The following is a 23,613-nucleotide window of genomic DNA, read 5'->3' as shown; positions in this document are numbered from 1 at the left end:
TTTCAGGCTTAAAGCGCTAACGCCGGCAGGGGGGCAAGGCGTGTGATCAATTCTGGCCAGAAGCCCTGCATTTCAAGCCTGGCCAGGCCTGTTCCCAAAAACAGGCCTGGGGCGACCTGTAAGCCTAAACAAGGCGACGCCCTAGCGCTCCGCCTTCCCTTGAATGGGATGTTAACGACAACAAGCTACTAACTAAAAAAAAGAGCGCTTTAGGGAAAGTTAGCTAAAATTACAGCCGTATTTGTAGAGAAACCGGGGTTCTATGCCCACAGATTCCCCGTACTGGCGGCCTGGGGGTTTCTCAAATGAGGAGTATAGGGAGCTAATTTTCCATGCAACCAGACTGGCCCAACATCCCCCTTAACCGCTGGTCAAAGCGGCTGCTCAAGACCTTTTCGCTGTTTATTGCCTCGGTTTTTCTGGTCACTGGCCTGGCGGTGCCGGGGCATAGTGCGCTTCAAGCTGGGGTCCTTCAAACTGGGGTCCTTCAGACCACAGATCTAGCTCCCGCCCCTGCGGCCGAGGCGGAGTGGGATAACTGGCTGGCCCAGGATCCCAACACCTCGAACAACGCCACTCTCTACTTTGAAACACCGACATTCACCATAAGCGTGCACCCCAGAGACACCCAGTTTCTGAGCATGAATGTCTACAACCGGGATACGCGACAGTCTGAGCAGCTGGGTGCCCCCGTTATCTTCCGGGGCACCGTTCAGGAGGGCTGGATTGCCTACGACAGCTTCGGATCGCGCAATGGGCGCAATGTTATCTATCGGGCCAGCGCCAATCGCAATGCCTTTCAGGCCAGACTCGAAATTATTGATGCCGCCAGCGATTCAGTGCTGATCAGCCAGAACAGCACCCGAATTGTCGCCTTCAACATCCCCGCCGGACAGACCGGCCAGGACAATATTTTGGCCCGTACGCTGGTTGGTTTTGACACCCAAAACTACTCAGTGCGCGTCTTTACCGATGCTGGGGTGACCAAGATGAACGTCTACAACAAAATTTCGAGGCAGCAGGTGGTAAACGGCCAGCCCGCAACCGCCGAGATACCTGGCACCCCCCCCTACGAGTGCTGGGTGACTTACTTTGGCGGACAGGGGTTTGCCGGGGCAGCGGCCCGCTACTTTATTCGGGTCAGCGGTGATGGGCAGGCCCTGCTAGAGGCGATCGCGGCGAACGGCGCGGTGCTGCTGTCAGAACCACGGGTGACAACGGCACCGCTGGTGACGAACATTCCCCAGGCCGATCGCCCCGCCTGCTTTGGCGACAGCGGCACCGTCAGCAGTGGGGCTCTAGCTCCCTTCGTCGCCGCCGTGTTTGGGGGCGAGGCTGAGCTCCAACAGGTGCGCCAGGTGCTCACGCCCACCGGCGGTCGAGGTGTAGGCGGCCTCACCTGCGTCATCAACCCTCAGTTTGAGAACGCCCCCCAGGGCCGCTTTATCAATGCGGCGGAGTGCACCGATCGCAATGACGCCGGTGCCGTGGTCAGCTTCCTGCGAGGGCGCGGGCTCAACTCTCGCCTGGTCTACCGCAACTTCCGCTACCGCTAACGGCCTGGGTTTGGGGCAAAGGGCTTGGGGGCAATGCTGGTCCTAAGCCCTACCCCAGCCCCCCACTGGGCCTGGAGTGTTCAAAACCCTCTAAAATTTGGCAAACAAGAAAGGGGAGACAGCACTGTCTCCCCTTTCTGAGGTTTTATAGCTATAGCCACTTAGGTTAGGACACCGCTTGCTTGAGGACAGCCTCAATAGCGGCCCGCAGGCCATCGTCGTGGGGGAGGGCTTTTCGGATCCGGCTTTTCAACCACCCCCAGCACTATACCGTAAACAGGACGGCAAGGCGGTAGTCGGTCCACACAAGGGCGCGCAGCAGCGAAGGTTCTAACATAGGGGCGCAGAGGGAATACGGTCAGTTGGGCAAATTCAGCCTATAGCGTAACATTTGCTTTGGCCCAACTTCTTCAATCCCTGTAGGCAGCCGAAGACTATCCCACGTTATCGTATCGAATCTTGAATCCTAAGCAGGGCTAGAGGAAACGCTAGGATTGAAACCACAGGATCTCTACGTAATTGTGGGTCGAGACAACCCGTTCCAAGGGGTAAAATTTGGCAAACAAGAAAGGGGAGACAGCACTGTCTCCCCTTTCTGAGGTTTTATAGCTATAGCCACTTAGGTTAGGACACCGCTTGCTTGAGGACAGCCTCAATAGCGGCCCGCAGGCCATCGTCGTGGGGGAGGGCTTTTCGGATCCGGCTTTTCAACCACCCCCAGCACTTTTCAATGCGATTTAGGTCAGGGGAGTACGGTGGGAGATAAACCACCTCACAGCCTGCCGATTCAATCAATTCGGCAATGCGCCCGCCATGATGAAAGGTGGCATTATCCAGCACCACCCAGTCTCCAGGACACAACTCTGGAATCAAGCAGGTCTCCAACCAGGTTTCAAAGACGGTGCGGTTACACGCCCCTTCGACGGTAAACGGCGCGATGAGTTGATGCCCCCGATACCCGGCGATCATGTTGACGCGCCTACCGCGTTGCCCGGATTTAAGGTCATAGCACCGCGCTCCTGCTGGGGCATAGCCGTATCCGTAGGCATCACGCTCATCCATTCCCGACTCATCCACGTAGACCAGATGCCGAGCCCTAGACTCAGGAACTTTGGCTATGAACGCCTGTCGCTTGTGCTCGTCTCGCTGACGGTAGCCGTAGGTCTTTTTTTTCGAGTCCAGCCGATGGCGCCTAAGGCCCGTGAGATGGTGCGTTGACTCATCGGGCCGGGCCAACACTCCGCCATCTCCGTCTGGGTCTTATGACGATGCTGCTCGGCAAAAGCGCGAAACCCGTCCCAATCGGTAATTCGCCCTTGGCGGCGGGCCCTTGAGGTGACCTGAGGCGCTAGGCTGCCAGTGGCGGCTTTACGCTTGAGCCACAAGTCGATGGTGTTGCGACTGATCCCAAAAACAACACTGGCTTCGCTCTTCTTCATCCCATCCAGTTCGATGGCGTTGATGACCTTTTGTCGCAAATCGAGGCTGTAGGGTTTGGCCATGGCATGCAGGGGGAGATGGCGTTACCTCTAAATTATGTCCTAATCAGGCTGGCTATAGCTATAATTGATAACAGCCCCTGGGACACCAGCGGCCAACAGACAGACGATCGCGTCCCAGGGCTGAACCTCGGTTCTGATCGGCTGCCAGTTCGTCCGGAACATCGTGAGGTTTTGCAACAAATTCTAAGTAAATCCTGCGGAAAGTAGGGGTGTATACCGCGCTTAGACGGCCAAACAAAAGCTGCCACCCGTCCTGGGGCACAGCGCATTGCCAAGGGGCCACTGTGTCTGCGTCCAGAAATCTGTTTTAATCCCCAGTGGGCTGGACCGTTGCGCGATCGCGTTGGTCCCGTTCGATGGCGTTGATGACCTTTTGTCGCAAATCGAGGCTGTAGGGTTTGGCCATGGCATGCAGGGGGAGATGGCGTTACCTCTAAATTATGTCCTAATCAGGCTGGCTATAGCTATATATCAAATCCGTGTCACAAAACCCCGATTCACGACCAGCAACCCCGTAGGGGCGTAGCATGCTACGCCCCTATCAATCGGGGGTAGCCGAATAGGATTCGGTATTAGGGTGCCAGCCGCGCTTTTTTGAGCCGGTTTTCTTCGTACCAGGCGGCGATCGCTGGAACCCAGGCGGCAAAGTGGGGCCAGATTTCTTCACACATTTTTTGGGCCTCCAGCTGGGCATCGGCCTTCCAGCGCAGATCCAGCAGGTGCATCACCGATCGCACATTGGCCGACATCACCCAGTGCTGGCGAATGTCAAAGGGAATCAACCCCCGGGCGTGCTCCTCGGCAAAACCCTGGTCGATGCGCTCTTTGTAGCGGCGGCTGGCCGACCGGCACCAGTCGAGATCCTGCTGGCGGGCCTCGGCGGTGTACTCGTACTTCTTGCCCTGGCGATCGCTGTAGTAGCCCAGGGGCCGCAGGTAAAACACCTCTTCCACCTCCCGCTTGCCCTCCACCACGTCCAGAATGCGCTGGCCTGTATAACGGAAAGACTGAACATCGAAACTGACGCCGACTCTGTGAGTTCGGATCTGCTGCATAGTGCTGTGGGGAAACCAGCCCACGTTAAATACAATCTGCGGGTGCTCCAGGGGGCCGTAGTGGCCGCGCCCGCCCTTCAGCAGGCTGGTGACCAAAATTTCGCCGCAGCGCTCCTCGCTGGGCCAGGTGTTGCGATCGTGCGCCACAAAGCCCTCGGCATAGTCCTGGTGCATGGCGGCGTACATGGTCTGCTGAGGGTTTGGGGTCTGGGAAATAACCTCAACGGTGAAGCGATCCATAGCTCAGATTTTCTAGGGTAATTAAATGTCTAAATATTCGACGTACTCAACTGTGCCCCGCCGCCCTTTGAGAGTGGGAGCAGAGCCTTCAGGTGATGTCGTTGTAGATGCCACTGACTCTACCGTGCCTTGCGCCATGGCCACAGGTTCAGCGTCCTTTGGCACGACAACCCCTGGGGACGGTGCCTCTAGGGACGGTGCCTCTAGGGACGGTGCCTCTAGGGACGGTGCCTCTAGGGACGGTGCCTTTAGGGACGGGGACGGTGCCGCTGTGGATAGGGATGGAGTCTCCAACGATGGCTGGCTCAACTCAGTAACCTGGAGAGCTGGGTCTGCGGTAACCACAGCTGAAAATGGGGTGACCGAGCTGGGCGGTAGCCGGTTATCCTGGCGCAGCAGCCTTTGTCCGTCTTCAAGGGCCGATCGCACGGTCGCATCGCTTTCCTGGTTCAGCCGCAGTTGAAAGCAGTCAATCAGGTGCGATCGCACCGACATCCCCACCAGATACTCTTCATCGGTGTGGGCCAAGCGCACCAGCCGCCGCACCGCCACCAGGCGCTTCAGCGGGTCGGGGTGGCTGAGCAAGCTCAGATTGTGCTCCACCTGAGCCACGGGGGCGGCATTCCACAGGTCATCGCTGGGGTCTGCCGCGCGGGAGGACCGCAGCAGCGCCCCCACCGCAAACAGCGCCAGCGCCCCCTGCCCGGTGAGCAGTAGCGCCATCAGCAGCGAGTGGGTGCTGTGCCACAGGGCCGTAAAGGTGTAGGTACTCACCCCCGCCACCCCGGCCAATATCAATGCCTGCTGCTGGGGGGATTTGGGCAGCGGCAACCCCTTCTGCAAGCGCTGCATCAGCCCTTTGCGCTGGCGCGGCGATAGCTGCAAGATCTGCTGATAGGCCACCAGACCAATGCCAGCGGAGATCACCAAAGCCCCGTTGACCAGGCCCAGAGCTAAGCTGCCCAGGCCCAGGCCCCACACCCGCGGATGCTTGAGCGGTAGCGATTGCCGCCATCCTGGCCGCAGGGGTGCCGGTTTAGGGCGTGAGGGGAGCGGCGGCGAGACATCTAGAGCGGGACGGGAAATGACAGGGGAAACCACAGGAATCTCTTACAGGTAGACCGTTACAAACAGGCAGCGTGAACCAAGGCTGAGGGCGTGTCATCAATTCTGGCTAAAACCCTATTCCCATCAGCGGTGCCTGGCCGCAGGCCAGGGGCTGCAACCGTCGATTAGGGGCAGCAGAGGCCTATTGATGACAGCCCTTAGCATAGCCCGCCCCCTAATCTTAGGCACCTTTTTGCAGGAAAACTAAAGGCTGTCCCAATCTTCCCCCAGGGCGTGTCATCAATTGTGGGCAAAAGCTCGGTATATCAAGCTTTGCCACGCCCGACCCACACGACAGGTTAGGGGCTGTAACCCTTAATTTTTGGGCGTTTGGCAGCTAATTGATGACAGCCCCTAGCACCCTGCGGCACAGGTCAGCCAACTGTTCCTGAAACCTGAAACCCAGCCCCTGAAACCCTCAGCAATGGTTGCCCTATTTCTGACAACCCGGACCAGCCTGTTATTACCTTCCGCACCCCCCACCCATCCACCCACCTACCCCCCACTCCCACTCCCTACGCCACGCAAATGCCATACTGCGGCAGCAGGTCATGAATGATGTAAAAGTGGTGGGCCCGCAGCGCATCGTGAAACAGCTTCCAGTTGCTGGTTAAAAACTTGGGCGAGTAGGCCAGGCGCGATTCCTTGCGTTGGCCTAAGGCCGGTCGTTGACCATCGCTCTCTCCCATCGCTCCCAGCGCCTGCTGCTTCCAGGACCCGACGCCGCGGGCAATGTAGCCGATCTCGGCGGCACCAAAGCTAAAGCTGCCCCTGGCAATGTGGGCTATCCACTGCCGGTGGCGGCTGTCACCTTCGCCATAGGTGGTTTCCAGCAGCGCCGCAATTTTCGCCCGGTCGGCCTCGGGCAACCCGGACACAGCGGCATTGGGGTCGCCCGCCCGATAGCGCTGCATGGCTCGGCACATTTCGTCGGCGGCTTCGAGATAGTCCTTGGGGTTGTCGCGGTAAATTTTTTCACCCCGACCGTTGGTGTAGCCCCAGCGCAGGTAGGGCCTGTCCGGATTGCTCAGCACGGTGCCGTGACCCAGCGGCAGCGCTCCACCAATGAAAAAGCCCTTCAAGCGGTTCATCAGACTCTGGTCGGGTTGGTTGTTGCCATCCACCAGGTCGCGGGCACTGTTGATCTCGTGGCTGACCCCGGCAAAGCCCTGGTGGGCCCAGGTATCGGCAAACACGTGCAGGGTGATGCCTAGGCGGTGCAGGCCGTAGCTGCGGTAGCGCTGCTCAATGCACTCGCGCACCATGGCCTGGGCCACCGGGCTATTGGGACGGCAGATGAGCTTTTCGATGAAGCTGCCCGGTGGGTCTTGCCCCGCCGGCAGACCGCCATTACCGGGCAAAAAATGAAACGGAATCCACACCTTGCAGTTGGCCAGCTCTTTGAAGTTGCGGTAGTCGAGCATTTTGTGGGCCGAGCTGATGCGATCAAACATGGCCCCGTTGTCAAAGCGAATGAGCCCGGCCTGGGTTGAGTCGTCCACATACTGGGCGCTGTGGGCCACAATGCTGGCTTCGCCATGGTCAAACCCAGCCAGACGGGCACAGACATAAGTGACTCCGTGGTGAAAATCAATTTGCATGGCAGGTCTGACTAGCAGCACAGGGTTAACGCCCCCAGGGCGAAACCCTCAATTAGGGTAAAGGTTAGAGGACCCCCCGCAGTGTTAAGCATTGTAATCTGGCGCTAAAACCTGGCGCCGTGAGCAGACGCTTGCTTTTGCGGGCGCGCGCAGGGCAAAGCGCAAAATGCCAGATAAAAAATGCAAAATGCTCTGGCTAAAAGGGCTTGGCGGTGTGGGTGGCGGGGTCAAACTCGTAGCGCTGGTCAAACCGGGTCACGCCGTAGAGGTTAAATGACACCGTGGGTTCCTGGCCCAGGGCTTCGATACTGTGGATAGCATCGGCGGTCAGCGCCACCACGTCGCCGGGGTTGAGAATGACTTCGTCCACCAGCTCGATGCGATCGGGCTGGTCAGGCTGGGGGGCTCGACGCCAGAGCCGGTTGCGCTCCTGCCCGGCCACCAGCGCCACAATGCCCCAGCTGCCGTGGTTGTGAATGCTGGAGGTTTGCCCCGGCAGCCACGACACCATTTGCACCGTGAGGGGAAATTCGTGCTCGCGAAAGAGATAGTTGACGCTCCAGCCCACGCTTGGATCGGGAACGCTGTACTCCAGCTGGAGCCAGTAGGAGCTGACCAGCAGCTTCCGCACCAGGGGCGCGATCGCCTCCAGGCGGCTGACATCGTCGTGGAAGATTTCCAGAATATCTTCTAGCTCTGTCAAAAACCGATACAGGCGGTAGTACCGCCCCGGCTCCAGGGTTTCAGGATTGCCAAAGGGGCGATGGCTACCGTCTGCCTCGACCAGCCAGTTGTGGTTGACCAAGTTGTGGGTGACCATGGTTACTCAACGCGAACCCGGCGGGTTTCAACCACCATGCCGTCTTCGCGAATAATCACCGTAGAAACCCAGCGGCGGTCGGGTTCGGCGGGGGCGGTGCCCACTTTGTATAGCCCCCCGGAGCTGAGCAGGTCAAACACCACCGGGCGGGGCTCGAAAAAGTCGGTGGCGGTGACGCCCTCCTCCACGGCGACCCCCATCAGCGATCGCCCCTCCAGCGGCTCCACAACAATCGTGTCAAAGCTGTAGGTCTGACCTGGGGTCATAGTTTGGGGCAGCTGCACCCGCACCGTGGGCGGGTTGGTGCCCGACACCAGCCGACTGGTCTCCGTCAAAATTTCCTGGGAGACAATCTGCCCGTCCTCCAGCCGCTGGCGCGAGGTGATGTCGGCGGTAAGGGTAAGGGTGCGTTCGGGGCGGGTCTGCTGGCCGGTAACGGTGGTGCGGGTTTCGATCAGGTAGCGGCCGGGACCACTGGCCTGCCAGCTCAGCAGCTCGATGTCGTAGGTGATGTCGGGGTATCGCTGCCAGAGGGTTTCCAGGGTTTGGCGCAGCTGGGCGTAGTCGAAGCCTGTATCGCTGGAGAACGACTCGCTGTAGAAGGCCATGACGGCGTCGAGGTTGCGATCGCTGGCCGCCGTCTCCAGCTCGCTCAGCACCCGCTGCACCTCGGCGGGGGCGGCCTGGGCCACCACCAGCGGACTGGAGTGGGCCGGGGGGGCGATCGCACCCGCGCCCAACCCCAGAGCCACCATGGCCATCAGCCCCAGCCGCCGCCGTCCTGCCAAAAGGTTAGCCACGCTCGTTTCCCCTACGCCAGAAATACTCCGTTCTACCTTATATCAACTGGCAGGGAGTTGGTATAGTTAGAGGCGTTTTCAGTGTCGAGGGTGCTCCCTTGTCCCAAGCATCGAGTTCAGCGGACGCTACCACCGCTGCGTCTCCCCGGCTGCTGGTGGCCGCCAGCGGTACTGGCGGGCATTTGTTCCCGGCGATCGCCACCGCCGAAGCCCTGGTGCGGGAGGGCTACGCCATCGACTGGTTGGGGGTGCCCGATCGGCTCGAAACCTCCCTGGTCCCCAGCCATTTCCCGCTCCACACCGTTCGCATGGCGGGCTTCCAGGGGCGGCCCGGCCTGGGCACTGCCAAAACCCTGGGCCGCTTTGCCCAGGCAGTTGTGCAGGTGCGGACCCTGCTCGACCAGGGCCATTTTGACGGTGTATTTACCACGGGCGGCTACATTGCCGCTCCGGCCATCATTGCGGCCCGATCGCTGGGACTCCCCGCCGTGCTGCACGAGTCAAACGCGCTGCCGGGCAAGGTGACGCGCTGGCTCAGTCCCTGGTGTACCACGGTGGCCCTGGGGTTTGCAGAGACCCGCGATCGCCTGCCCAGGGCGAAAACCATCGTGGTGGGCACCCCCGTGCGCGAGCAGTTTCTAACCCCAGAGCCACCCGTTTTGAGCGATCCTGCCATTCCCGAGGGCGTGCCGCTGATTGTGGTGGTGGGCGGCAGCCAGGGGGCCGTGGCGGTCAACAAACTGGTGCGATCGGCCGCCCCCGCCTGGATTGACGCAGGGGCCTGGATTGTCCACCAGACCGGCAGCAGTGACCCCGAAGCCGACAGCTTCAGCCATCCGCACTACATTCACCGCCCCTTCTTTGGCGAGATGGCGGCGCTTATGCACCGAGCAACCCTGGCCATTGGCCGGGCCGGGGCGGGCACCCTGACGGAGCTGGCCATCTCCCACACCCCCTCAATTCTGATTCCCTACCCCTACGCCGCCGAAGACCACCAGACGGTGAATGCCAGGGCGTTTGAGCAGGCCCAGGCTGCCATTCTGTGTCCACAGAGCCAGACCACAGCGGACGATCTGCAACGGCTGGGGCTGGGGCTACTGGAAAATTCTGCCCAGCTCCAGGCCATGGCCGCAGCAGCGGGGCAGCTAGCGGTGGCCAACAGCGCTACTCGGCTGGCGGATTTAATTCAAAAAGTAGTGCTGCACCGATAGGGCTAGGGGCTGTCATCACTTGGCTGCTCAACGCTCAAAAATCAAGGGTTACAGCCCCTAGCCTGTCGTTCCATCACTACTGAGCCACCTGAGCGGCCTGGGGTTGGGCGACAGCAGTGTCAGCCGTGAGCGGCTGTAGGCTAAAGCCTACGACCGGCTGTCCCAGACAGTAAAAGCCCAGCTTGGGGCGGACCTCAAAGGCAGGGGTGCCGCCTTTTTTCGCCTCGGCTTCGGTATAGAGCCAGTAGCCCTTCGGTCCGGCCACCAGCTGCACCGGCGTTTCTTTAGTGCGGGAAATTAAAACATGTGTGGGAGTAAATGTCATGGTGATGTCCTTGGGTACAGACCCTGAATACGTAGTAACTCCATGTAACGCCCTCTCAGAAAAAGCTGAAATCGTAGGAGCCGAATAGGCAAGGGGAGGATCTCCCTAATCTCCAACTCGACAAAGCTGCCTAGGGTGCCCAATAGTGCCTGGCGAACCCCACGAACCTGAAAGACGTATTAAATTGTTAAACATAGGTTACAAAACTTCATCTGCCCTGGGTAGTACGCCGTTTTCAGGTAGCGTTTTTCTATGCAGAACTTCTACGCCAGCCAAGATTTGCGCCTGCGGGTGCCCAACGAGACCGTGCCCATCGAGCACTACCTGCGGCAGCCCCAGCGCCTGGTGCAGGCCATTACCGACCCGCGCCGGATCGAAGTGCTGGGCGACGGGGTGTATCGACTCAGCCTGCGGCCGCTGCAATTTCTGGGCGTCAGCATTGAACCCACGGCGGATCTGCGGGTGCGATCGCAGGCCGATGGCACCCTTCAGCTGGAGTCAGTAGGCTGCCAGGTCAAAGGCCCCGACTACCTCAGCTTCGTCAACGATTCCTTTGGGATGGCGCTGCAGGGCACTCTCATCCCCCACCGCCGCGACCACTACACCGAACTCCAGGGCCGCGCCGACCTGCACATTCACATCGAGCTGCCGCCCCCGCTTCGCTTCATGCCCGACCCCGTGCTCGATCGCGCCGGGCGGACGTTTCTCAGCGGCATTCTCAGCACCATCAAGCACCGCATCGAGCGCCAGCTGGTGGAGGACTACCGGGCCTGGGTGACGGCAACCCTCACCCATGGCGAAGGGACCGATCAGGGGTCGCTGCGCGGTCGGGCTGTGGAGGGGTAAAGGGGTGGGTGAGTAAGTGGGTGGGTGGGCGTTACCCATCAGGCGTTAACAGAGACGCGATCGCCCACCGCCAGCCCAAACCTCGCCTCGGCGCTGCCCTGGTTCACCGCCAGCTCGACAAACCCGTGGCTGCCCACCAGGGCCAGCCCCTCACCTGCGGAAACATCGCCGTAGGTGCCGACTCCGGCCAGGGTGATGGTGCCCACCCTGATCTGCCAGGGACCGGCAGGCAAGGACTCCGCCGGGATTGTGGTGACGGCGTTGCCGAAGCGGTCGATGTACTGCACTGTGCCCTCCCGGTCGCTGACACTGGCCGCTGGAGCCTCCGGCGACAACCTCACCAGGGATTGGGGGTCGATCGCTGGCCCCAGGCGGTCGATGGGTACGCCGCTGGCCAGGTGGGCCGCCACCGGCGCAAAAATGTCGCGCCCGTGGAAGGTGGCGCTGGGCTGGGGCGATCGCCAGTAGGCAGAGTTGGTAAGCGCTACGGCCTTGAGCACTGGGCTGCCGTCCCACCCGCCGCCGAACAGGCCGTTGTCCGGACCCACCAACATCCCCCGCGCCGTCTGGACCGCCACCCCCCGTCGCTCCGTTCCCACCCCCGGATCGACAACGACCAGGTAAATGGTGTCCGCGGGCAGGTAGGGGTAGGCACTCAGCAGGGTAAAGCGAGCGGCGTGGAGGTCCTGGGGTGGAATGGCGTGGGTGAGATCGAGGCATTGGGCAGTCGGGGCGATCGCCGCAATCACGCCCTTCATCACCCCCACATAGCTATCCTGGAGGCCAAAGTCGGTAATCAGAGCAATAACCATAGGCGAAGGAGCCGGACTGGAGCAGGAGGATGAAACGATCGACGGGCAGGCGGCCTGCTGTTGGGGTGCTAATACAAAATCGGCATCAAATCACCCTGAGAATTTTCCATTTTGAACTTTGCACTTCGCACTCCGCGGGCATTGCTGAATTAAGTGATGAATCTGTAAACTTGACATCCTTTTACCGCCTCCTAAATCTCGCAATTTTGGGAGACTTTGAGAGTTCGACTCCCCCCAGAATTTGGGGGGTGGGGGGCATATCATACCTGCATTCGACAACGCCCGCACTCCCCATGACGGCGACGGCGTCAGTCAAACCTCGGCTCGATAGTCGCCCGATTTGCCGCCGGTTTTGCTCAGCAGCCGCACGCTGCGAATTTCAATCGATTTTTCCAGCCCCTTGGCCATGTCGTAGAGGGTGAGGGCGGCCACACTGGCAGCGGTCAGGGCCTCCATCTCAACCCCGGTCTCGGCCTTGGTTTTAACCCTGGCCTGAATGCGGTAGCCGGGCAGGGCCGCATCGGGGACAATCTGCACCTCCACCTTTTGAATCGGCAGCGGGTGGCAGAGGGGAATCAGGTGTGCGGTTTGCTTGGCGGCCATGATGCCCGCAATCCGGGCGGTGCCCAGCACGTCGCCCTTGGGGGCGTTGCCCGCCTCCAGGCTGGTCAGGGTCTGGGGCTGCATGGCCACCAGGGCCTCGGCGACCGCTTCTCGCACGGTTGAGGCCTTGGCGGCAACATCCACCATGTGGGCCTCGCCCTGGCCATCGAGGTGGGTCAGGGCCACCCCAGCAGGAAAACTGGAAGGATTATTTGTCATGGGTACAATATGGCAGCAGACCATGCTAGTATAAGAAGCCTGCACAGGGGCGTGTAGCTCAGTGGACTAGAGCACGTGGCTACGGACCACGGTGTCGGGGGTTCGAATCCCTCCTCGCCCGTTTTACTCAATCCATCGGTTAGCGATTGGTTAACTCAGTCTGGGGTTTCCTGGCTGCGTCAGGTCTACGGCGTAGACATCCTTGCCGTGCCCCAGGGCAAAGCGCAGGGAGTGGCCCAGATCTTTGCTGTTGGCGGTGGCAAAAATCACCAGCCCCACCAGGGTCATGACGCCGGAGAGGCCAAAGATACCTCGGTAGCCCAGCTGATCGGCAATGGTGCCAAAGATAGGGCCAGCCAGGGCAATGCCCACGTCAAAGCCCACCATGGCCAAACCAAAGGTGCGACCGCGATCGCTGGCCGTCGAGCGATCGCCCATCAGGGCCGCAATCATAGGAATCAGAGTGCCCCCGGCAAATCCCTGAATGAACCCCGCCAGCAAAAACATCGGGGCGCTGCGGGCCAGCCAGAACACACCCATGCCCACACTGTAGGCCAGCAGACTGACGGTGATAAACCGGCCCCGCCCGTAGCGATCGCTGGCCCGCCCGGCCACCAGCCGCGACATAAAGCTGGCCAGGGCCGAGGCGGTGTAGATCAACCCCACGTTCAGCGCCAGCCCCGTCTCTCGCACGTACAGCGGCACAAAGGTACTGATGGTGCCAAAGGCCAGGCCCACCAGCAGCAAAATAATAGCGGGCGTCCGCACCCGACCGCTCCACAGCTGCCCCCAAAAGACCGTCGAGCCAGCCTCGTCTAGGGCGCTGGGGGCCTGGTAGGGCTCGTGTAGCCGCGCCACCAACCCCAGCCCAGCCAGTCCCAGCAGCCCCATGACCAAAAACGCCGTGGTGAAGCCTGTGGCCTCGTAGAGAAAGCCGCCCAGGGCCGGACCCAGGGCCAGTCCGATGGGATTGACCAGGGTCATGTAGCCGATCAGCTCACCCCGGTTGGCGGGTGGGGCCAGATCCAGCACCAGGGCGCTGTAAGCCACCACAAAGGCGGCAATGCTGAGCCCGTGAAAGGCGCGAATGGCGATCATCGCCAGAATGGCGGTGTCGAGGGTGAGGGGATAGCCCGCTAAAGAGAGGGGGACAATCGCGCGGGGCAGAAACTGCACCAGCAGGTAGCCAAAGGGGGCCAGGGCGATCGCGCTCAGCCCCACCATCAGCACCACCTTGCGACCCCGCTCGTCGGCCAACCGCGACAGGTAGGGCCGCGCCAGCAGCAGCCCAATCGCAAACGACGCCATCACAATGCCGATCTGCTGGCCGCTGCCCCCCAGGGTCTCAATAAACAAGGGCAGCGTGGGCAACAGTCCGGCCAGCCCGGCCCAAAAACACAGCCCCGCCGCAAACAGCACCGTCAAATTGGTGCGCACCGAGGGGCTAAAGGTTGAGAAAATAGTCAAAACAATCGGTCTCCGGTAGATTGCTGGGTGCTGAGCGCCCGGGGCCATCCCCTGGGTTCATGCCCTGGCGTCGCTACGGCGAGAACCGCTGCGCCCACCTCCCAATGTAAACAAATGTTGCAGCCTTCGGCTATGGAGCGCACCGCCACCTTTGACCCCACAGGCCACTATCGATACAGCCTGGGGCGACGGTGGAGCGATGCTCCCACCCTGGCCATCATCATGCTCAATCCCAGTCGGGCCGACAGTAGCATAGACGACCCCACCCTGCGCCGCTGCACAGGGCTGGCGATGGGCTGGGGCTTTGGGGCGATCGCAGTGGTCAATCTGTTTGCCTACCGCAGCCCTAGGCCCCAGGTGCTGCGCCAGGTTGCCGATCCCATCGGTCCAGACAACGACGCCGCTCTACTCGCCGCCGCCAACCAGGCCGAGCGTATTCTGCTGGCCTGGGGAAACGGAGGTAGCTGGCAGGGGCGCGATCGCGCCGTCCTCGCCCTGCTGGCCCCCTTCTCTGCTTACTGCCACTGCCTGGGCCTCAACCGCACCGGCCAGCCCCGTCACCCCCTCTACGTCCCCCGCCACACGCTCTTAAAACCCTGGAATATTTAATCTCTGGCATCCGCCACCCATCCACCCACCTACCCACCTACCCACCTACCCATCTACCCATCCACCCGCCTACCCACCTACCCCCTCTTCCCCGGCTCCCGATATACCCCGTAGGCCGCCAGAATCCCCAGGAAGAAGCCAAACAAATGCCCCCACCAGGCCACCATCGGCTGGGTGGGGAACATGCCAAAGATAAAGTAGCTGTAGTTGATCAGCACAAACACCGAAATCAACAGGGGCACCACCCGCCGCTCCAGCCAGCCAATGCATAGCAAGTAGCCAAACAGGGTGTAAACCACTCCGCTCAGGCCGTGGACGCTGCTGGGGCCCAACAGCCAGGCCACCACCCCACCGCCCAGCCAGCCAATCAGCAGTGTAATCCAGTAGTCGCGGCGGCTTTTGGCCAAAATCAGCCAGCTAAAGATTAAAAATCCAATCGTGTTGCCGATCAGGTGGGCAAAGCCAGAGTGGGAAATGGCCGACAGAAAAATGCCGGGAATTCCGGCCACGCTGCGGGGGTGCAGCGGCAGGTTCCAGGTCCCGCCAAACACCGCCTGGTCAACGATTTCCTGAGCCCAGGGAATCGCCACCAGATAGACGGGCAATAGCGCGTTGCCCTTGAGCCGCTGCCCCCAGCTCTGCGGTTGTGACACCGGCTTCTCCGTCCGATGAGGGGTAGGCGGAGGGGAAGACGAATTGAGGTCTGCCTCTAGCTGCTTGAGTTTGGCCTGTAGCTCTGAATCGTCCAAAGGAGTAGCCTGCCAAGATCGGGAACTACAGCCAGATTAGCGTTTTCGCCTCACCGTTGCCCAGTGCCCAACCCTAGGCGGTCTGGGTGACGGGTTACCCCCACCGTGGGGGTATGCTGCCCTTATCAGCACTGGCCAGGGCGGCAGCCCCGACCCGATCCAAACGGGCCATGCTGGACTCGAACCAGCGACCGACCGCTTAGAAGGCGGTTGCTCTATCCGCTGAGCTAATGGCCCCAACTCAACATCACTCTATCTTAGAGGGTGGCGTATGCGCTCAGGACAGCCCAAGGCGAATAGAATGTTGGAAAAACAGCAGCAAAGGACTGTGCCAAGGCAGCCAGGGCCGCTAAAATAAATCTCTTAAACAGATCGTAGCGTTTGCGAGGGTTTGCAAGGCTTTATCCATCATCAATGACGCAGTACCAAGGGTGCGGTTTATTGTTGCAGCCGCCGCCTACTGCAGGTAATCACCTCAGCTAGGAGTCAGCAGGCCATAACATGTTTATCCTCAAGCGGCAGGATGTTGACATCAAAACGATGCACCATCCTCAAAAAGATCAACAGATTCCAATTCTGTCGTACCAGGGGCAAACCTTTCGGCTGCTGAGCGTGTTTACCGCTGCCCAGGAGGACGATGCCAGAGCGCTCTGGCGCGACCTGACCGATAACCGGGGCAAGGCCTGCGTGCTCCTAGAAGAACCGGAGCGCTTTAGCATTTGGGGTAAGATTCGCCTTGACCAATTTGAGCCCGATACTAGCGGCGATACCGGCACCCCGCCGGCAGAAGCGACCTACATCAAAGCCTGCCTGCTGATGCTACAGGTGCTCTACATGGATGTGGAAGACCTGCTGGGGGTCAAGCAGGCCCGCCAGTTTGAAGGCGACATTGCTAAAGTCTTTGCCGCCTGGAAGTTCCCCCAGGCGACCACCCCCGACGCGGTCAAAAGTATTCTGACGGTAGACCCGTTGGCGATGCCCCAGCTGCCGCCCTGGCAGGACCATCATCTGCATCGCTTGCTCGAAGAAACCCACCGCATTGGCAGAGACTATTTTGGCAACGCCAACTTCGCCGATCGCGCCTTTGAAGCCATCGAGGACTTGACTAGCAACGAGCAGGCGCTGTTTCGGCGATGGTTGCAGCAGTCGCCGACGGGCAAGATATGGACGTAACCAACCCGCCCCTAGAACAGGGAGTAGGATTCGAGTTAAAGAAATATTGCTCTGCACGACCAATTCGCTCTATTCTGGCAGGCTTGACGCCCATCATTAAAGGAAGCCGGTACAATTCAGGCGTTGCGCCAGGCGCTTTGCCCCAACGGCGCAACCGTGGCGATGGTCAACGACCGACCCTCAAGGGGCCATCGCTGTCTTTTGGTCAGCACTCATGCTGTTGAGTTCCATAGGAGTGGACCCTTGAGCAAGTCATCAACCCCCGCTTCCACCAGTTCCTCGTCTACCCCGCTGCTGGTGGGAGTATGCCTGGCCTGGGGTATAGCTACGCTTCTGTTTTTCTTGTTGTTTACGGCTCCGGGGGAAGATGGTGCCCAGCCAGGCTGGTTTCTGCTGGGCATTAACGTGTTTGAAACGGGGGCCTTTCTACTGGCCTCAATTTTGTGCTTTCGCAACTGGCGCAGTACCCAAATTGCCAGCGGACGCAATGTCTGGTTCTGGATTGGCCTGGGGCTGCTGTTCTACGTGCTGGGCAACGTGATGTTCTTTCTCTGGGGCACCATTTGGGGCCTCGACCCGGCGGTATCCCTGGGGGATTTCTTTTACATTTTTAGCTATGTCTTTCTGGCCGCTGGTATGTTCAAGGCGGTACTGCCCCGTCGGCTCAATCTGGAGATGCCCCAGTGGCTGATAGTGCTTGGGGTTGGCTTGGGCGGTGTTTTGCTGGCGATTTTTGTCAAGGTAGTGGCGTTGGAGGCAGCGGTAGTGACCACAGCCCCAACCGTTACCACAGCTCCAACCGTTTATGTGGCCCAGGCCGAAACCATGGCAAAGGCTGATATCGCCCTTGTGGTGGCCCCTGAAACGTCAGAAGATCCGTCAAATGCCCCGGCCTGGGTGCTTGAGATGGACCAGAGGCTGGAGCCCCTGTCAGACGGGGTGGGTCTGATGTACCTGATTGGGGATATTGTGCTGCTGATTATTGCCAGCACGCTACTGGTAGCGTTTTGGGGCGGGCGCTACTCCCAATCGTGGAAGCTAATTGCGATCGCGGCCTTCTGTCTCTACATTGCCGACATGTTTTTTGCCTATGCCGTCAACACCGGCACCTACGTAGAAGGCAGCCTGTGGGAGGTCTTCTGGACCTTTTCAGCCGTCTTTTTTGGGCTGGGAGCTGTGGTTGAACATGCGGTGTCTGTCACCTCTCGCCGCAGCCCTCGGCGACGGCGCGGGTAGAATCTCCCAAAACATCTTCCGGACATCCTCCGCAGATATTGGCTTTAAGATGTTAGATGGCATTGTTACGGAACCCACGGCATGGCACCCAAGAAGCTGACTGAGGCTGACAAGACATCCATCTTGAGCCTGTACCGCCAGCCCCAGGAGACAACCTCAACCCTGGCGGAGCGCTATGGGGTTAGCAACAGCACTATTAGCCGTCTGCTCAAGGCCAGTCTGCCTGAAGCCGAGTACAGCGTCCTCATTCAGCAGAAGCGTGGAGCCGACAAAGCCGTCACCGCGCCAGCCCCGGACCCAGCTCCGGCCAAGCCCCGCCGCCAGACAAATGCGGATCCCGACCCTGAGGTATCGGCCCCGGTCGTTGAGGTGACCCTGCCTGAGGCCCCGACGGGTCCCCCAGAGGAGACCCCTGAGGCCGCCCCACCGCCGCCCAAGCCCACTCGCAAGCGGCGATCGCAAGCAGCCGAGCCCATCGCTGAGCCCGCTGCTGAGGAGAGCCCAGAGCCCGCCCAACTGTCGCTACCCGACCCACCCCCGGCCCCCGAAAAGCCCGCCCGACCGGTGCTGAAGTCCGCTCAGGCGGCGGCTCCCAGCTCTCCCCCCGCCGATGAGCCGAACGATGCTGCTGAGGCCAGCGTCGATCTCGACGACGACTGGGATGACGACGACGACGCCCTGCTGGGTGACGACTACGGCGACGATGACGACGACGACGACGATGGGTACCCCTGGGAAGGCGGAGACACCGCTGGAGACAAGCCTCGCCCGAGCGCCGATGCAGCTCCAGGGGAGCCCATTGAAATTGCGCCGCTGACCGCCGAGGCGCTGCCGTCTCTGTGCTACGTGGTGGTAGAGCGCACCTCTTCGGAGCTGGTGGTGCTGCCCCTGCGCACCTTTGCCGAACTGGGCCAGATTCCCGAGGCCGAGGGCGATTCGCGCACCCTGCCCGTCTTTGAAAACCACAACGTGGCCCGCCGCTTTTCGCGCCGTAACCAGCGGGTGGTCAAGGTGCCCGACGGCTCGCTGCTGCAGACCACCAGCCCCTACCTACAGGCCAAGGGTATTACCCGGCTGCTGATTGATGGACAGGTGTTTTCCCTGGGCCAGGACTCGGTCGAGCCAGTCGCCGCTGGGACCGGCGAGTAGACCCTATGGACGTACTGCTGCACATTGCCATCGGTATTGGGCTCAGCGCTGCCGCCGGGTTCAGAATTTTGGTGCCGTTTTTAGTCGCTGGCCTGGCCGCGCAGCAGGGCTACCTCACGCTGTCGCCCAATATGGCCTGGATGGGCACAACCCCAGCGCTAGTGGCCCTGGCGGCGGCGACGGCTCTGGAGATACTGATCTACTTTGTGCCCATCGTTGACAATCTGATGGATGCGGTGGAGCTGCCGGCGGCGGCGATCGCCGGTACTGTGCTCACCCTGGCCGTTACAGGCGGCGATATGAATCCATTCTTGCAGTGGAGTCTGGCGCTGATCGCTGGGGGCGGGGTGGCCAGTAGCACCCAGGCCTTCACTGGGCTGGCCCGACTGGCCTCCACCGCTGCCGGTGGTCCGGTGGGCAACATTGCTGTGTCTACCACTGAACTAGCCAGCTCAACCATCCTTTCGGTACTGGCGATCGCAGTGCCCATTCTGGTACTGCTGGTAGTAGGCGTGTTGCTGTACCTGGTCTTTCGGCAGCGAGGTCGTAGACGACGGCGAATCTCCTGATCCCGATCTCAGCCAACGCGCCCAATGTCTACCCACCCACGGGAATCGCCTTGAGCCATGGCCAAAAAAACCGCCCTTACCCACGCTAAGAAAGCCTTTAAGCATCAGTTCAACGCTATGGTGCCACTGATTTTGTCCGAGTGGCCCCAGCTAGTTGAAGAAAATCTGCTGGCCACGGAGGGGAACCTGGAGCAGGCCGTCGACTACATCAGTGGCGAGCTGGACCACACCAAAACCCGCATTCGCCGCCACCTCGACGAGCTAGCCAGCCTGATTGAACCGGCCCAAACGGCAGTTGCCAAGCTCTCTCTCCCTAGCGCCGACAGCTCAGATAACTCCGACAGTGCCCTGCCCGCCACCCTCGATCACCTGCTGGATGACCTGGAGTCGCGCACCGAGCATTTAATCGCAGAATTTAAGGCCGAAATGCTGCCGGAGCTGGAGAAAAAAGCCCGCAGCAATCTGGGCACCAGCCTGCTCGTCGCCCTGGGGCTGGGATTCATTTTGGGCCTGCTGTTGGGAGGCAAGCGTGGCTAGTTCGACCTCCACCTGGGATCAGATTGAGGACTACATCCGGCGACTACTGCGCTTGGGGTCTCTGCTAGTCGATATCCATCTCGATGTCGCCCTGCAGGAGGCCAGTTACGAACGGCAGCGGCTACTGGGCGGTTTGATCATGCTGGCGTTGGGCCTTGGCATGCTGGCGACGGTGGGGGTGCTGGCCGAGGTGGCTGGCGTGGTCTTTGCTCAGGCGCTGGGGCTGTCGTGGCTCCAGGCCATTGGCGCAGTAGCCGGGGTCAACCTGGTGCTGGGGCTGGGATTTTTAATCTCGGCCAGGGCTCGACTCAGCGGTCCCGTGATGACCCAAACCCAGGCCCGGCTGGCGCGATCGATGGCGCTGCTGAAGGCAAAAGAAGAGTAGGGCCTGTAAACTGGCTACGTTGCTTTGGGGTTGCCCCTCAGACGACGGCAATGGGTTATGGCTCTACGAGGGTTTGCACCCACTGCAAGTCCGCTAAACTCAGGGGCGGAATGGGCTGCTGGCTGTAGTCAATTACGAACTCCAGGGCGGCGGCGGTATAGATATCCTGCAAGATCTGATGCAGATCAACCACCGGTTCGTCGTCCCCCGGTTGAAGCGGCAGGGGAAACTGGGGAATAGCATCGCTCAGGTTGAAGGGGTACAGCTCAGCCCACGGCCGTCGCTGGGCACGGCTGACCAAAATACGGTAGTCAGAGGCTACGCCGCCAGACATGGGCAGCGGGTCGCTCCCCCGCAGCAGGTCAATCTCCACCAGGTGGCTCTGGCTCTCCAGCACCTTCAGGCGCTTGGTGCCGTACTGAGCCAGACCTTCACCAGGGCGCTTGTTTTTGGGCGACAGCACTTCCACAACAGTCACCACCTGGCCAGTGCCGATCTGGCGAATTTCCACATAGGTCTCCCGCACTTCTTCGGGCATGGGCAAGCTGACAGTAATGGGCTGCCTGAGAGTCGCCGTAGGTTTGGGGGCGGCAGGCTGGGGGCGGGGCTGCTCTACCACCGAGACATCGGGAATGCCCACCAGCAGCGAGTCGGTGTAGACCCGCTGCTCTATGGCAGCCCGGTACTTGGGGCGCAAGCGGGGGTTGAGGGTACGGGCCAGCTGCACAATCAGCCAGGCATGCACCTCCGGCCAGAGGTCAGGGGCCTCCAGGTAGGGGTTCATGCCAGGAAAGCTGGGCACCATGAGCTGGCCATACGAGAGGAAAATGTCATTATCGCATTTGAAGATTGGAAGCGGAGCGATCGCCCCAAGGCCAACGCATTCACCTGCTAACCAGTTGGGCTTGCATCTACCTCAATGACAGCCCCTAGCTCTGCTTTACCAACTCTTGCAGCAGGCCCAACACCTGCTCCATGCTGCCCCGCAGAGACACCATCTCTTGCTCGATCGCGCTCAGCCGCTCTAGCACTGACTCTTGGGTCGTGTTTGGGCTCCCAGTTCCAGGGCTGGTAGAGCTGCCGCTTGCCTGATTCAGCTTGGTCGCCAGAGCATCCCAGCTCCCTGCCTTAATCCCAAAATGGGCCTTCGCCGCCTTGAGAGTCTTAAAGTCCTGCTTCAGCTGAGCCACGCCATAGGAGGCTACAGCATAAGCTACAGCCTCACCCGGCTCCAGCCGCTCCAGATCCTCCTCGACCATCTCCACGACCTCGTCCACCAGTCGATCATGGTTCTGGGCCATCTGAGCCGCCGCCCCCAGAATGCGGGAGGTCGCCTTAATTTGCGTATCCGTCTCCTGGCGCAGTTCTGCGGCAATGCCGCGCAGGCGATCGCCCAGGGTTGCCGGTTTTGAAGCTGACATTGCCGATGCTGAATCGTTGCCCATGGGTGAGCCGCTCCTTACTCCGCCAGAATTTCTTTCACAGCTGCCCATATGCGCTGAAACTTTTGCAGCATCCCGACGGGGTTGTTGACCCCTTCCCCGTCGACGGAATCGACCAAACTCTGAATTCGATCCATCCGAGCCGCCACTTCTTCCAGGCTCTTAATTGCCTGATCTTTCTTGGTCAGCGACTCCCGCAGCACCATCGCCATTTCGCCAATTTCCTGCTTCAGCCGCTCATTTTCCCGCTTGCGTCGAGTCTCCCAACCTTTTATTCCTGCCTTTGAGCGCCGCTCGACCTTCAGCTCTTGCTCAATCTGCTTATACAGGGTCAGGTAGTTCTGAGACTCCTGGCAGACTTGATTGTACTTGACCTCAAGCTCGCTGCTCCTAGCCTGCTCCTCGGTATACAGTGCCAGATAGGAGCTGGCCTGCTCCTGGCTTTCCCGGTAGAGAACGATGGTTGATTGCAGCTCTTCCGCTTGCTCGCGGTAGAGAACCAGGGTTGATTGCAGCTCTTCCGCTTGCTCCTGGTAACGCGTCTGGGTTTCCTCGAGCTGTCGCGCCTTCTCGACAACCTGATCCTTCGCCTCATCCCGCTGCGATCGGGCGGTGCTCAAAAGCTGTTTCAGTTCCCTTGACGATGCTGGCTCAGCCCGTTTTGCCTGGGGGTATCTGCTGGCATTGTCGTCGGAGGAGGTACGCCTGTCAGACCGTCGCATTCCTGTCATTTGCAGACACCCTCTTAAACACAGCAGCACTAATCTCTTCCTTTTGAGAGTGCCCCTGTCCGGAGATGGGGACTAAGCCCTAGCAAAAAGTTTTGATGAAGACCTTTAGGGGCTGTCATCAATTAGCCGCTCAACGCACAAAGATCAAGGGTTGCAGCCCCTAGCCTGTCCTTTGGGCCGGGCGTGGCAAAGCTTGATATAACCGAGCTTTTGGCCACAATTGATGACACGCCCTAAAGCTTCGAGACTCAGAACTCAAAGACCGTTTGGGTAATTGGAATATGGTTGGGCTGACGCGCCACGTCGGCCAACCAGCGACGGACATTAGCGAAGCGCTCCAGGTCAAAGCCGCCTTCGGTGGCCACGTGGGTGTAGGCATAGAGGGCGATGTCTGCGATCGTGTAGCGGTCTTCGACAAAGTATTGATGGTGGGCTAAATGCTGATCCATGACCCCTAAAGCCTGGTAACCCTGCTCTTGCTTGTAGGGCAAAGCCGTTGTTTGATAGGCATTGAGTTCGGGGACGTGGCAAAGCCAAAACCGAGGTGTAGCGATGTTGGGCTCATGGCTGTACTGCTCAAAAAACAGCCAGTGGAGCACCTCAGCTTGCGCCAGTTTGTCCGCTGGCCAGAATGCAGTTCCCTGGGCAAGGTAGAAAAGGATCGCGTTCGATTCGGCCAGGTAGCGGTCGGGTTCAATCTCAAGCAGGGGAATGCGCCCATTGGGATTTTTGGCCAAAAAGTCTGGGGTGCGGGTTTCGCCTTTGAGAATGTCGAGTTCGACGTATGAAAAAGGGATGGCCAGCTGAGAGAGCAACAGTCTGACCTTGTAGCCATTGCCGGAAGGCGAGTAGTCGTAAAGGCGATACAT

The 23,613-nt window shown here is 60.2% G+C and carries 25 protein-coding genes and 2 tRNA genes; 11 read left to right on the top strand and 16 right to left on the bottom strand.

From position 1 onward, the window contains the following. Positions 1-332 precede the first annotated feature (332 nt). Positions 333-1,556: a hypothetical protein gene (locus NF78_RS15435; protein WP_035987715.1), complete on the top strand. Its 1,224-nt coding sequence runs from the start codon at positions 333-335 to the stop codon at positions 1,554-1,556. A gap of 624 nt (positions 1,557-2,180) precedes the next feature. Here the strand turns inward: NF78_RS15435 and NF78_RS30415 are convergent. The 6 genes from NF78_RS30415 to NF78_RS15400 form a co-directional block, all read right to left on the bottom strand. After that, positions 2,181-3,058, bottom strand: a protein-coding gene (locus tag NF78_RS30415) for an IS630 family transposase (RefSeq protein WP_225885304.1) whose coding sequence is annotated in 2 segments (ribosomal slippage) — positions 2,181-2,726 and positions 2,729-3,058 — 876 coding nt in all. Because the reading frame shifts where the segments join, the coding sequence is not laid out codon by codon here. Positions 3,059-3,630: 572 nt separating this feature from the next. Next, entirely contained in the window at positions 3,631-4,353 is a 723-nt protein-coding gene (gene thyX / locus NF78_RS15420) for an FAD-dependent thymidylate synthase (protein ID WP_035987709.1), read from the bottom strand. A gap of 21 nt (positions 4,354-4,374) precedes the next feature. Then, positions 4,375-5,454 (bottom strand): hypothetical protein, encoded by a 1,080-nt coding sequence (locus NF78_RS15415; RefSeq protein ID WP_156119788.1) that lies wholly within the window; start codon positions 5,452-5,454, stop codon positions 4,375-4,377. Positions 5,455-5,975: 521 nt separating this feature from the next. Next, positions 5,976-7,061, bottom strand: a complete 1,086-nt coding sequence (locus tag NF78_RS15410; RefSeq protein WP_035987705.1) for a DUF6765 family protein — start codon at positions 7,059-7,061, stop codon at positions 5,976-5,978. 196 nt (positions 7,062-7,257) lie between these two features. Continuing rightward, the gene (locus NF78_RS15405; RefSeq protein WP_197064853.1) at positions 7,258-7,881 is read right to left on the bottom strand and encodes a cupin; all 624 of its coding nucleotides are present in this window, start codon (positions 7,879-7,881) and stop codon (positions 7,258-7,260) included. Between the two features lie 2 nt (positions 7,882-7,883). Further along, complete coding sequence (locus tag NF78_RS15400; protein WP_035987702.1) at positions 7,884-8,681, bottom strand: nuclear transport factor 2 family protein; 798 nt, start codon at positions 8,679-8,681, stop codon at positions 7,884-7,886. A 98-nt stretch (positions 8,682-8,779) separates the two neighbouring features. On the opposite strand from NF78_RS15400, the gene murG reads away from it, so the two are divergent. Beyond that, on the top strand, positions 8,780-9,892 hold the full coding sequence (murG, locus tag NF78_RS15395; protein WP_052050531.1) for an undecaprenyldiphospho-muramoylpentapeptide beta-N-acetylglucosaminyltransferase: 1,113 nt from the start codon (positions 8,780-8,782) through the stop codon (positions 9,890-9,892). A 76-nt stretch (positions 9,893-9,968) separates the two neighbouring features. Here murG and NF78_RS15390 read toward each other — a convergent pair whose 3' ends face one another. After that, positions 9,969-10,217, bottom strand: coding sequence for a hypothetical protein (locus NF78_RS15390; RefSeq protein ID WP_156119787.1), 249 nt, complete (start codon positions 10,215-10,217; stop codon positions 9,969-9,971). A gap of 252 nt (positions 10,218-10,469) precedes the next feature. Between NF78_RS15390 and NF78_RS15385 the strand changes: the two genes are divergently transcribed. After that, the gene (locus tag NF78_RS15385) at positions 10,470-11,063 is read left to right on the top strand and encodes a DUF1997 domain-containing protein (protein ID WP_035987698.1); all 594 of its coding nucleotides are present in this window, start codon (positions 10,470-10,472) and stop codon (positions 11,061-11,063) included. Between the two features lie 38 nt (positions 11,064-11,101). Here the strand turns inward: NF78_RS15385 and NF78_RS15380 are convergent, their stop codons facing one another. Both NF78_RS15380 and moaC read right to left on the bottom strand, forming a co-directional pair. Next, a complete protein-coding gene (locus NF78_RS15380) occupies positions 11,102-11,875 on the bottom strand; it encodes an S-adenosyl-l-methionine hydroxide adenosyltransferase family protein (RefSeq protein ID WP_035987696.1) in 774 nt (257 codons plus the stop codon). 312 nt (positions 11,876-12,187) lie between these two features. Further along, positions 12,188-12,697, bottom strand: coding sequence for a cyclic pyranopterin monophosphate synthase MoaC (gene moaC / locus NF78_RS15375; protein WP_035987694.1), 510 nt, complete (start codon positions 12,695-12,697; stop codon positions 12,188-12,190). Positions 12,698-12,744: 47 nt separating this feature from the next. Between moaC and NF78_RS15370 the strand changes: the two genes are divergently transcribed. Then, positions 12,745-12,818: transfer RNA gene (locus tag NF78_RS15370), tRNA-Arg, on the top strand. Positions 12,819-12,847: 29 nt separating this feature from the next. On the opposite strand, the gene NF78_RS15365 is transcribed toward NF78_RS15370, so the two are convergent. Further along, a complete protein-coding gene (locus NF78_RS15365; protein ID WP_035989926.1) occupies positions 12,848-14,164 on the bottom strand; it encodes an MFS transporter in 1,317 nt (438 codons plus the stop codon). 114 nt (positions 14,165-14,278) lie between these two features. On the opposite strand from NF78_RS15365, the gene NF78_RS15360 reads away from it, so the two are divergent. Further along, positions 14,279-14,773: a DUF1643 domain-containing protein gene (locus NF78_RS15360; protein ID WP_081972651.1), complete on the top strand. Its 495-nt coding sequence runs from the start codon at positions 14,279-14,281 to the stop codon at positions 14,771-14,773. 77 nt (positions 14,774-14,850) lie between these two features. Here NF78_RS15360 and NF78_RS15355 read toward each other — a convergent pair whose 3' ends face one another. Both NF78_RS15355 and NF78_RS15350 read right to left on the bottom strand, forming a co-directional pair. Continuing rightward, a complete protein-coding gene (locus NF78_RS15355; RefSeq protein ID WP_052050530.1) occupies positions 14,851-15,522 on the bottom strand; it encodes a rhomboid family intramembrane serine protease in 672 nt (223 codons plus the stop codon). Between the two features lie 164 nt (positions 15,523-15,686). Then, a tRNA-Arg gene (locus NF78_RS15350) sits at positions 15,687-15,759 on the bottom strand. Positions 15,760-16,023: 264 nt separating this feature from the next. Here NF78_RS15350 and NF78_RS15345 point away from each other — a divergent pair. From NF78_RS15345 to NF78_RS15320, 6 genes are all read left to right on the top strand, one after another. Further along, a complete protein-coding gene (locus NF78_RS15345) occupies positions 16,024-16,695 on the top strand; it encodes an Npun_F0813 family protein (RefSeq protein ID WP_035987687.1) in 672 nt (223 codons plus the stop codon). 243 nt (positions 16,696-16,938) lie between these two features. Continuing rightward, positions 16,939-17,931 carry a hypothetical protein gene (locus tag NF78_RS15340; protein WP_035987686.1) on the top strand — a complete coding sequence of 331 codons (993 nt, stop codon included), beginning with the start codon at positions 16,939-16,941 and terminating at the stop codon, positions 17,929-17,931. A gap of 81 nt (positions 17,932-18,012) precedes the next feature. Next, entirely contained in the window at positions 18,013-19,080 is a 1,068-nt protein-coding gene (locus NF78_RS15335; protein WP_035987684.1) for a hypothetical protein, read from the top strand. Between the two features lie 5 nt (positions 19,081-19,085). Next, on the top strand, positions 19,086-19,649 hold the full coding sequence (locus NF78_RS15330) for a DUF4126 domain-containing protein (RefSeq protein WP_035987682.1): 564 nt from the start codon (positions 19,086-19,088) through the stop codon (positions 19,647-19,649). Positions 19,650-19,706: 57 nt separating this feature from the next. Beyond that, positions 19,707-20,186 carry a hypothetical protein gene (locus NF78_RS15325; protein WP_035987679.1) on the top strand — a complete coding sequence of 160 codons (480 nt, stop codon included), beginning with the start codon at positions 19,707-19,709 and terminating at the stop codon, positions 20,184-20,186. Further along, a complete protein-coding gene (locus NF78_RS15320; RefSeq protein ID WP_052050529.1) occupies positions 20,179-20,571 on the top strand; it encodes a phage holin family protein in 393 nt (130 codons plus the stop codon). Before NF78_RS15325 ends, NF78_RS15320 begins: the two co-directional genes overlap by 8 nt. A 55-nt stretch (positions 20,572-20,626) precedes the next feature. Here the strand turns inward: NF78_RS15320 and NF78_RS15315 are convergent, their stop codons facing one another. The 4 genes from NF78_RS15315 to NF78_RS15300 form a co-directional block, all read right to left on the bottom strand. Beyond that, positions 20,627-21,376 (bottom strand): DUF4058 family protein, encoded by a 750-nt coding sequence (locus NF78_RS15315; protein ID WP_035987677.1) that lies wholly within the window; start codon positions 21,374-21,376, stop codon positions 20,627-20,629. Between the two features lie 124 nt (positions 21,377-21,500). Continuing rightward, a complete protein-coding gene (locus NF78_RS15310; protein ID WP_197064852.1) occupies positions 21,501-21,992 on the bottom strand; it encodes a hypothetical protein in 492 nt (163 codons plus the stop codon). Between the two features lie 38 nt (positions 21,993-22,030). Continuing rightward, positions 22,031-22,633 carry a hypothetical protein gene (locus NF78_RS15305; RefSeq protein ID WP_225885303.1) on the bottom strand — a complete coding sequence of 201 codons (603 nt, stop codon included), beginning with the start codon at positions 22,631-22,633 and terminating at the stop codon, positions 22,031-22,033. Positions 22,634-22,992: 359 nt separating this feature from the next. Continuing rightward, positions 22,993-23,613, bottom strand: a complete 621-nt coding sequence (locus tag NF78_RS15300; RefSeq protein WP_035987671.1) for a glutathione S-transferase family protein — start codon at positions 23,611-23,613, stop codon at positions 22,993-22,995.

The organism is Leptolyngbya sp. KIOST-1, from assembly GCF_000763385.1.
Classification (GTDB): Bacteria; Cyanobacteriota; Cyanobacteriia; order Phormidesmidales; family Phormidesmidaceae; genus Nodosilinea.
Note: the sequence above shows the minus strand (reverse complement) of the source record. Positions and strands in the feature narration are given on the sequence as shown.

What these genes read in the sequence shown, in the direction of transcription:
- NF78_RS15335 (WP_035987684.1), top strand. Translation starts at nt 18,013, where the DNA reads ATGGCACCCAAGAAGCTGACTGAGGCTGACAAGACATCCATCTTGAGC.
- NF78_RS15410 (WP_035987705.1), bottom strand. Translation starts at nt 7,061, where the DNA reads ATGCAAATTGATTTTCACCACGGAGTCACTTATGTCTGTGCCCGTCTG.
- NF78_RS15385 (WP_035987698.1), top strand. Translation starts at nt 10,470, where the DNA reads ATGCAGAACTTCTACGCCAGCCAAGATTTGCGCCTGCGGGTGCCCAAC.
- NF78_RS15300 (WP_035987671.1), bottom strand. Translation starts at nt 23,613, where the DNA reads ATGTATCGCCTTTACGACTACTCGCCTTCCGGCAATGGCTACAAGGTC.
- NF78_RS15405 (WP_197064853.1), bottom strand. Translation starts at nt 7,881, where the DNA reads ATGGTCACCCACAACTTGGTCAACCACAACTGGCTGGTCGAGGCAGAC.
- NF78_RS15325 (WP_035987679.1), top strand. Translation starts at nt 19,707, where the DNA reads ATGGCCAAAAAAACCGCCCTTACCCACGCTAAGAAAGCCTTTAAGCAT.
- NF78_RS15315 (WP_035987677.1), bottom strand. Translation starts at nt 21,376, where the DNA reads ATGGTGCCCAGCTTTCCTGGCATGAACCCCTACCTGGAGGCCCCTGAC.
- moaC (WP_035987694.1), bottom strand. Translation starts at nt 12,697, where the DNA reads ATGACAAATAATCCTTCCAGTTTTCCTGCTGGGGTGGCCCTGACCCAC.
- NF78_RS15330 (WP_035987682.1), top strand. Translation starts at nt 19,086, where the DNA reads ATGGACGTACTGCTGCACATTGCCATCGGTATTGGGCTCAGCGCTGCC.
- NF78_RS15360 (WP_081972651.1), top strand. Translation starts at nt 14,279, where the DNA reads ATGTTGCAGCCTTCGGCTATGGAGCGCACCGCCACCTTTGACCCCACA.
- thyX (WP_035987709.1), bottom strand. Translation starts at nt 4,353, where the DNA reads ATGGATCGCTTCACCGTTGAGGTTATTTCCCAGACCCCAAACCCTCAG.
- NF78_RS15435 (WP_035987715.1), top strand. Translation starts at nt 333, where the DNA reads ATGCAACCAGACTGGCCCAACATCCCCCTTAACCGCTGGTCAAAGCGG.
- NF78_RS15310 (WP_197064852.1), bottom strand. Translation starts at nt 21,992, where the DNA reads ATGTCAGCTTCAAAACCGGCAACCCTGGGCGATCGCCTGCGCGGCATT.
- NF78_RS15345 (WP_035987687.1), top strand. Translation starts at nt 16,024, where the DNA reads ATGTTTATCCTCAAGCGGCAGGATGTTGACATCAAAACGATGCACCAT.
- NF78_RS15380 (WP_035987696.1), bottom strand. Translation starts at nt 11,875, where the DNA reads ATGGTTATTGCTCTGATTACCGACTTTGGCCTCCAGGATAGCTATGTG.
- NF78_RS15390 (WP_156119787.1), bottom strand. Translation starts at nt 10,217, where the DNA reads ATGACATTTACTCCCACACATGTTTTAATTTCCCGCACTAAAGAAACG.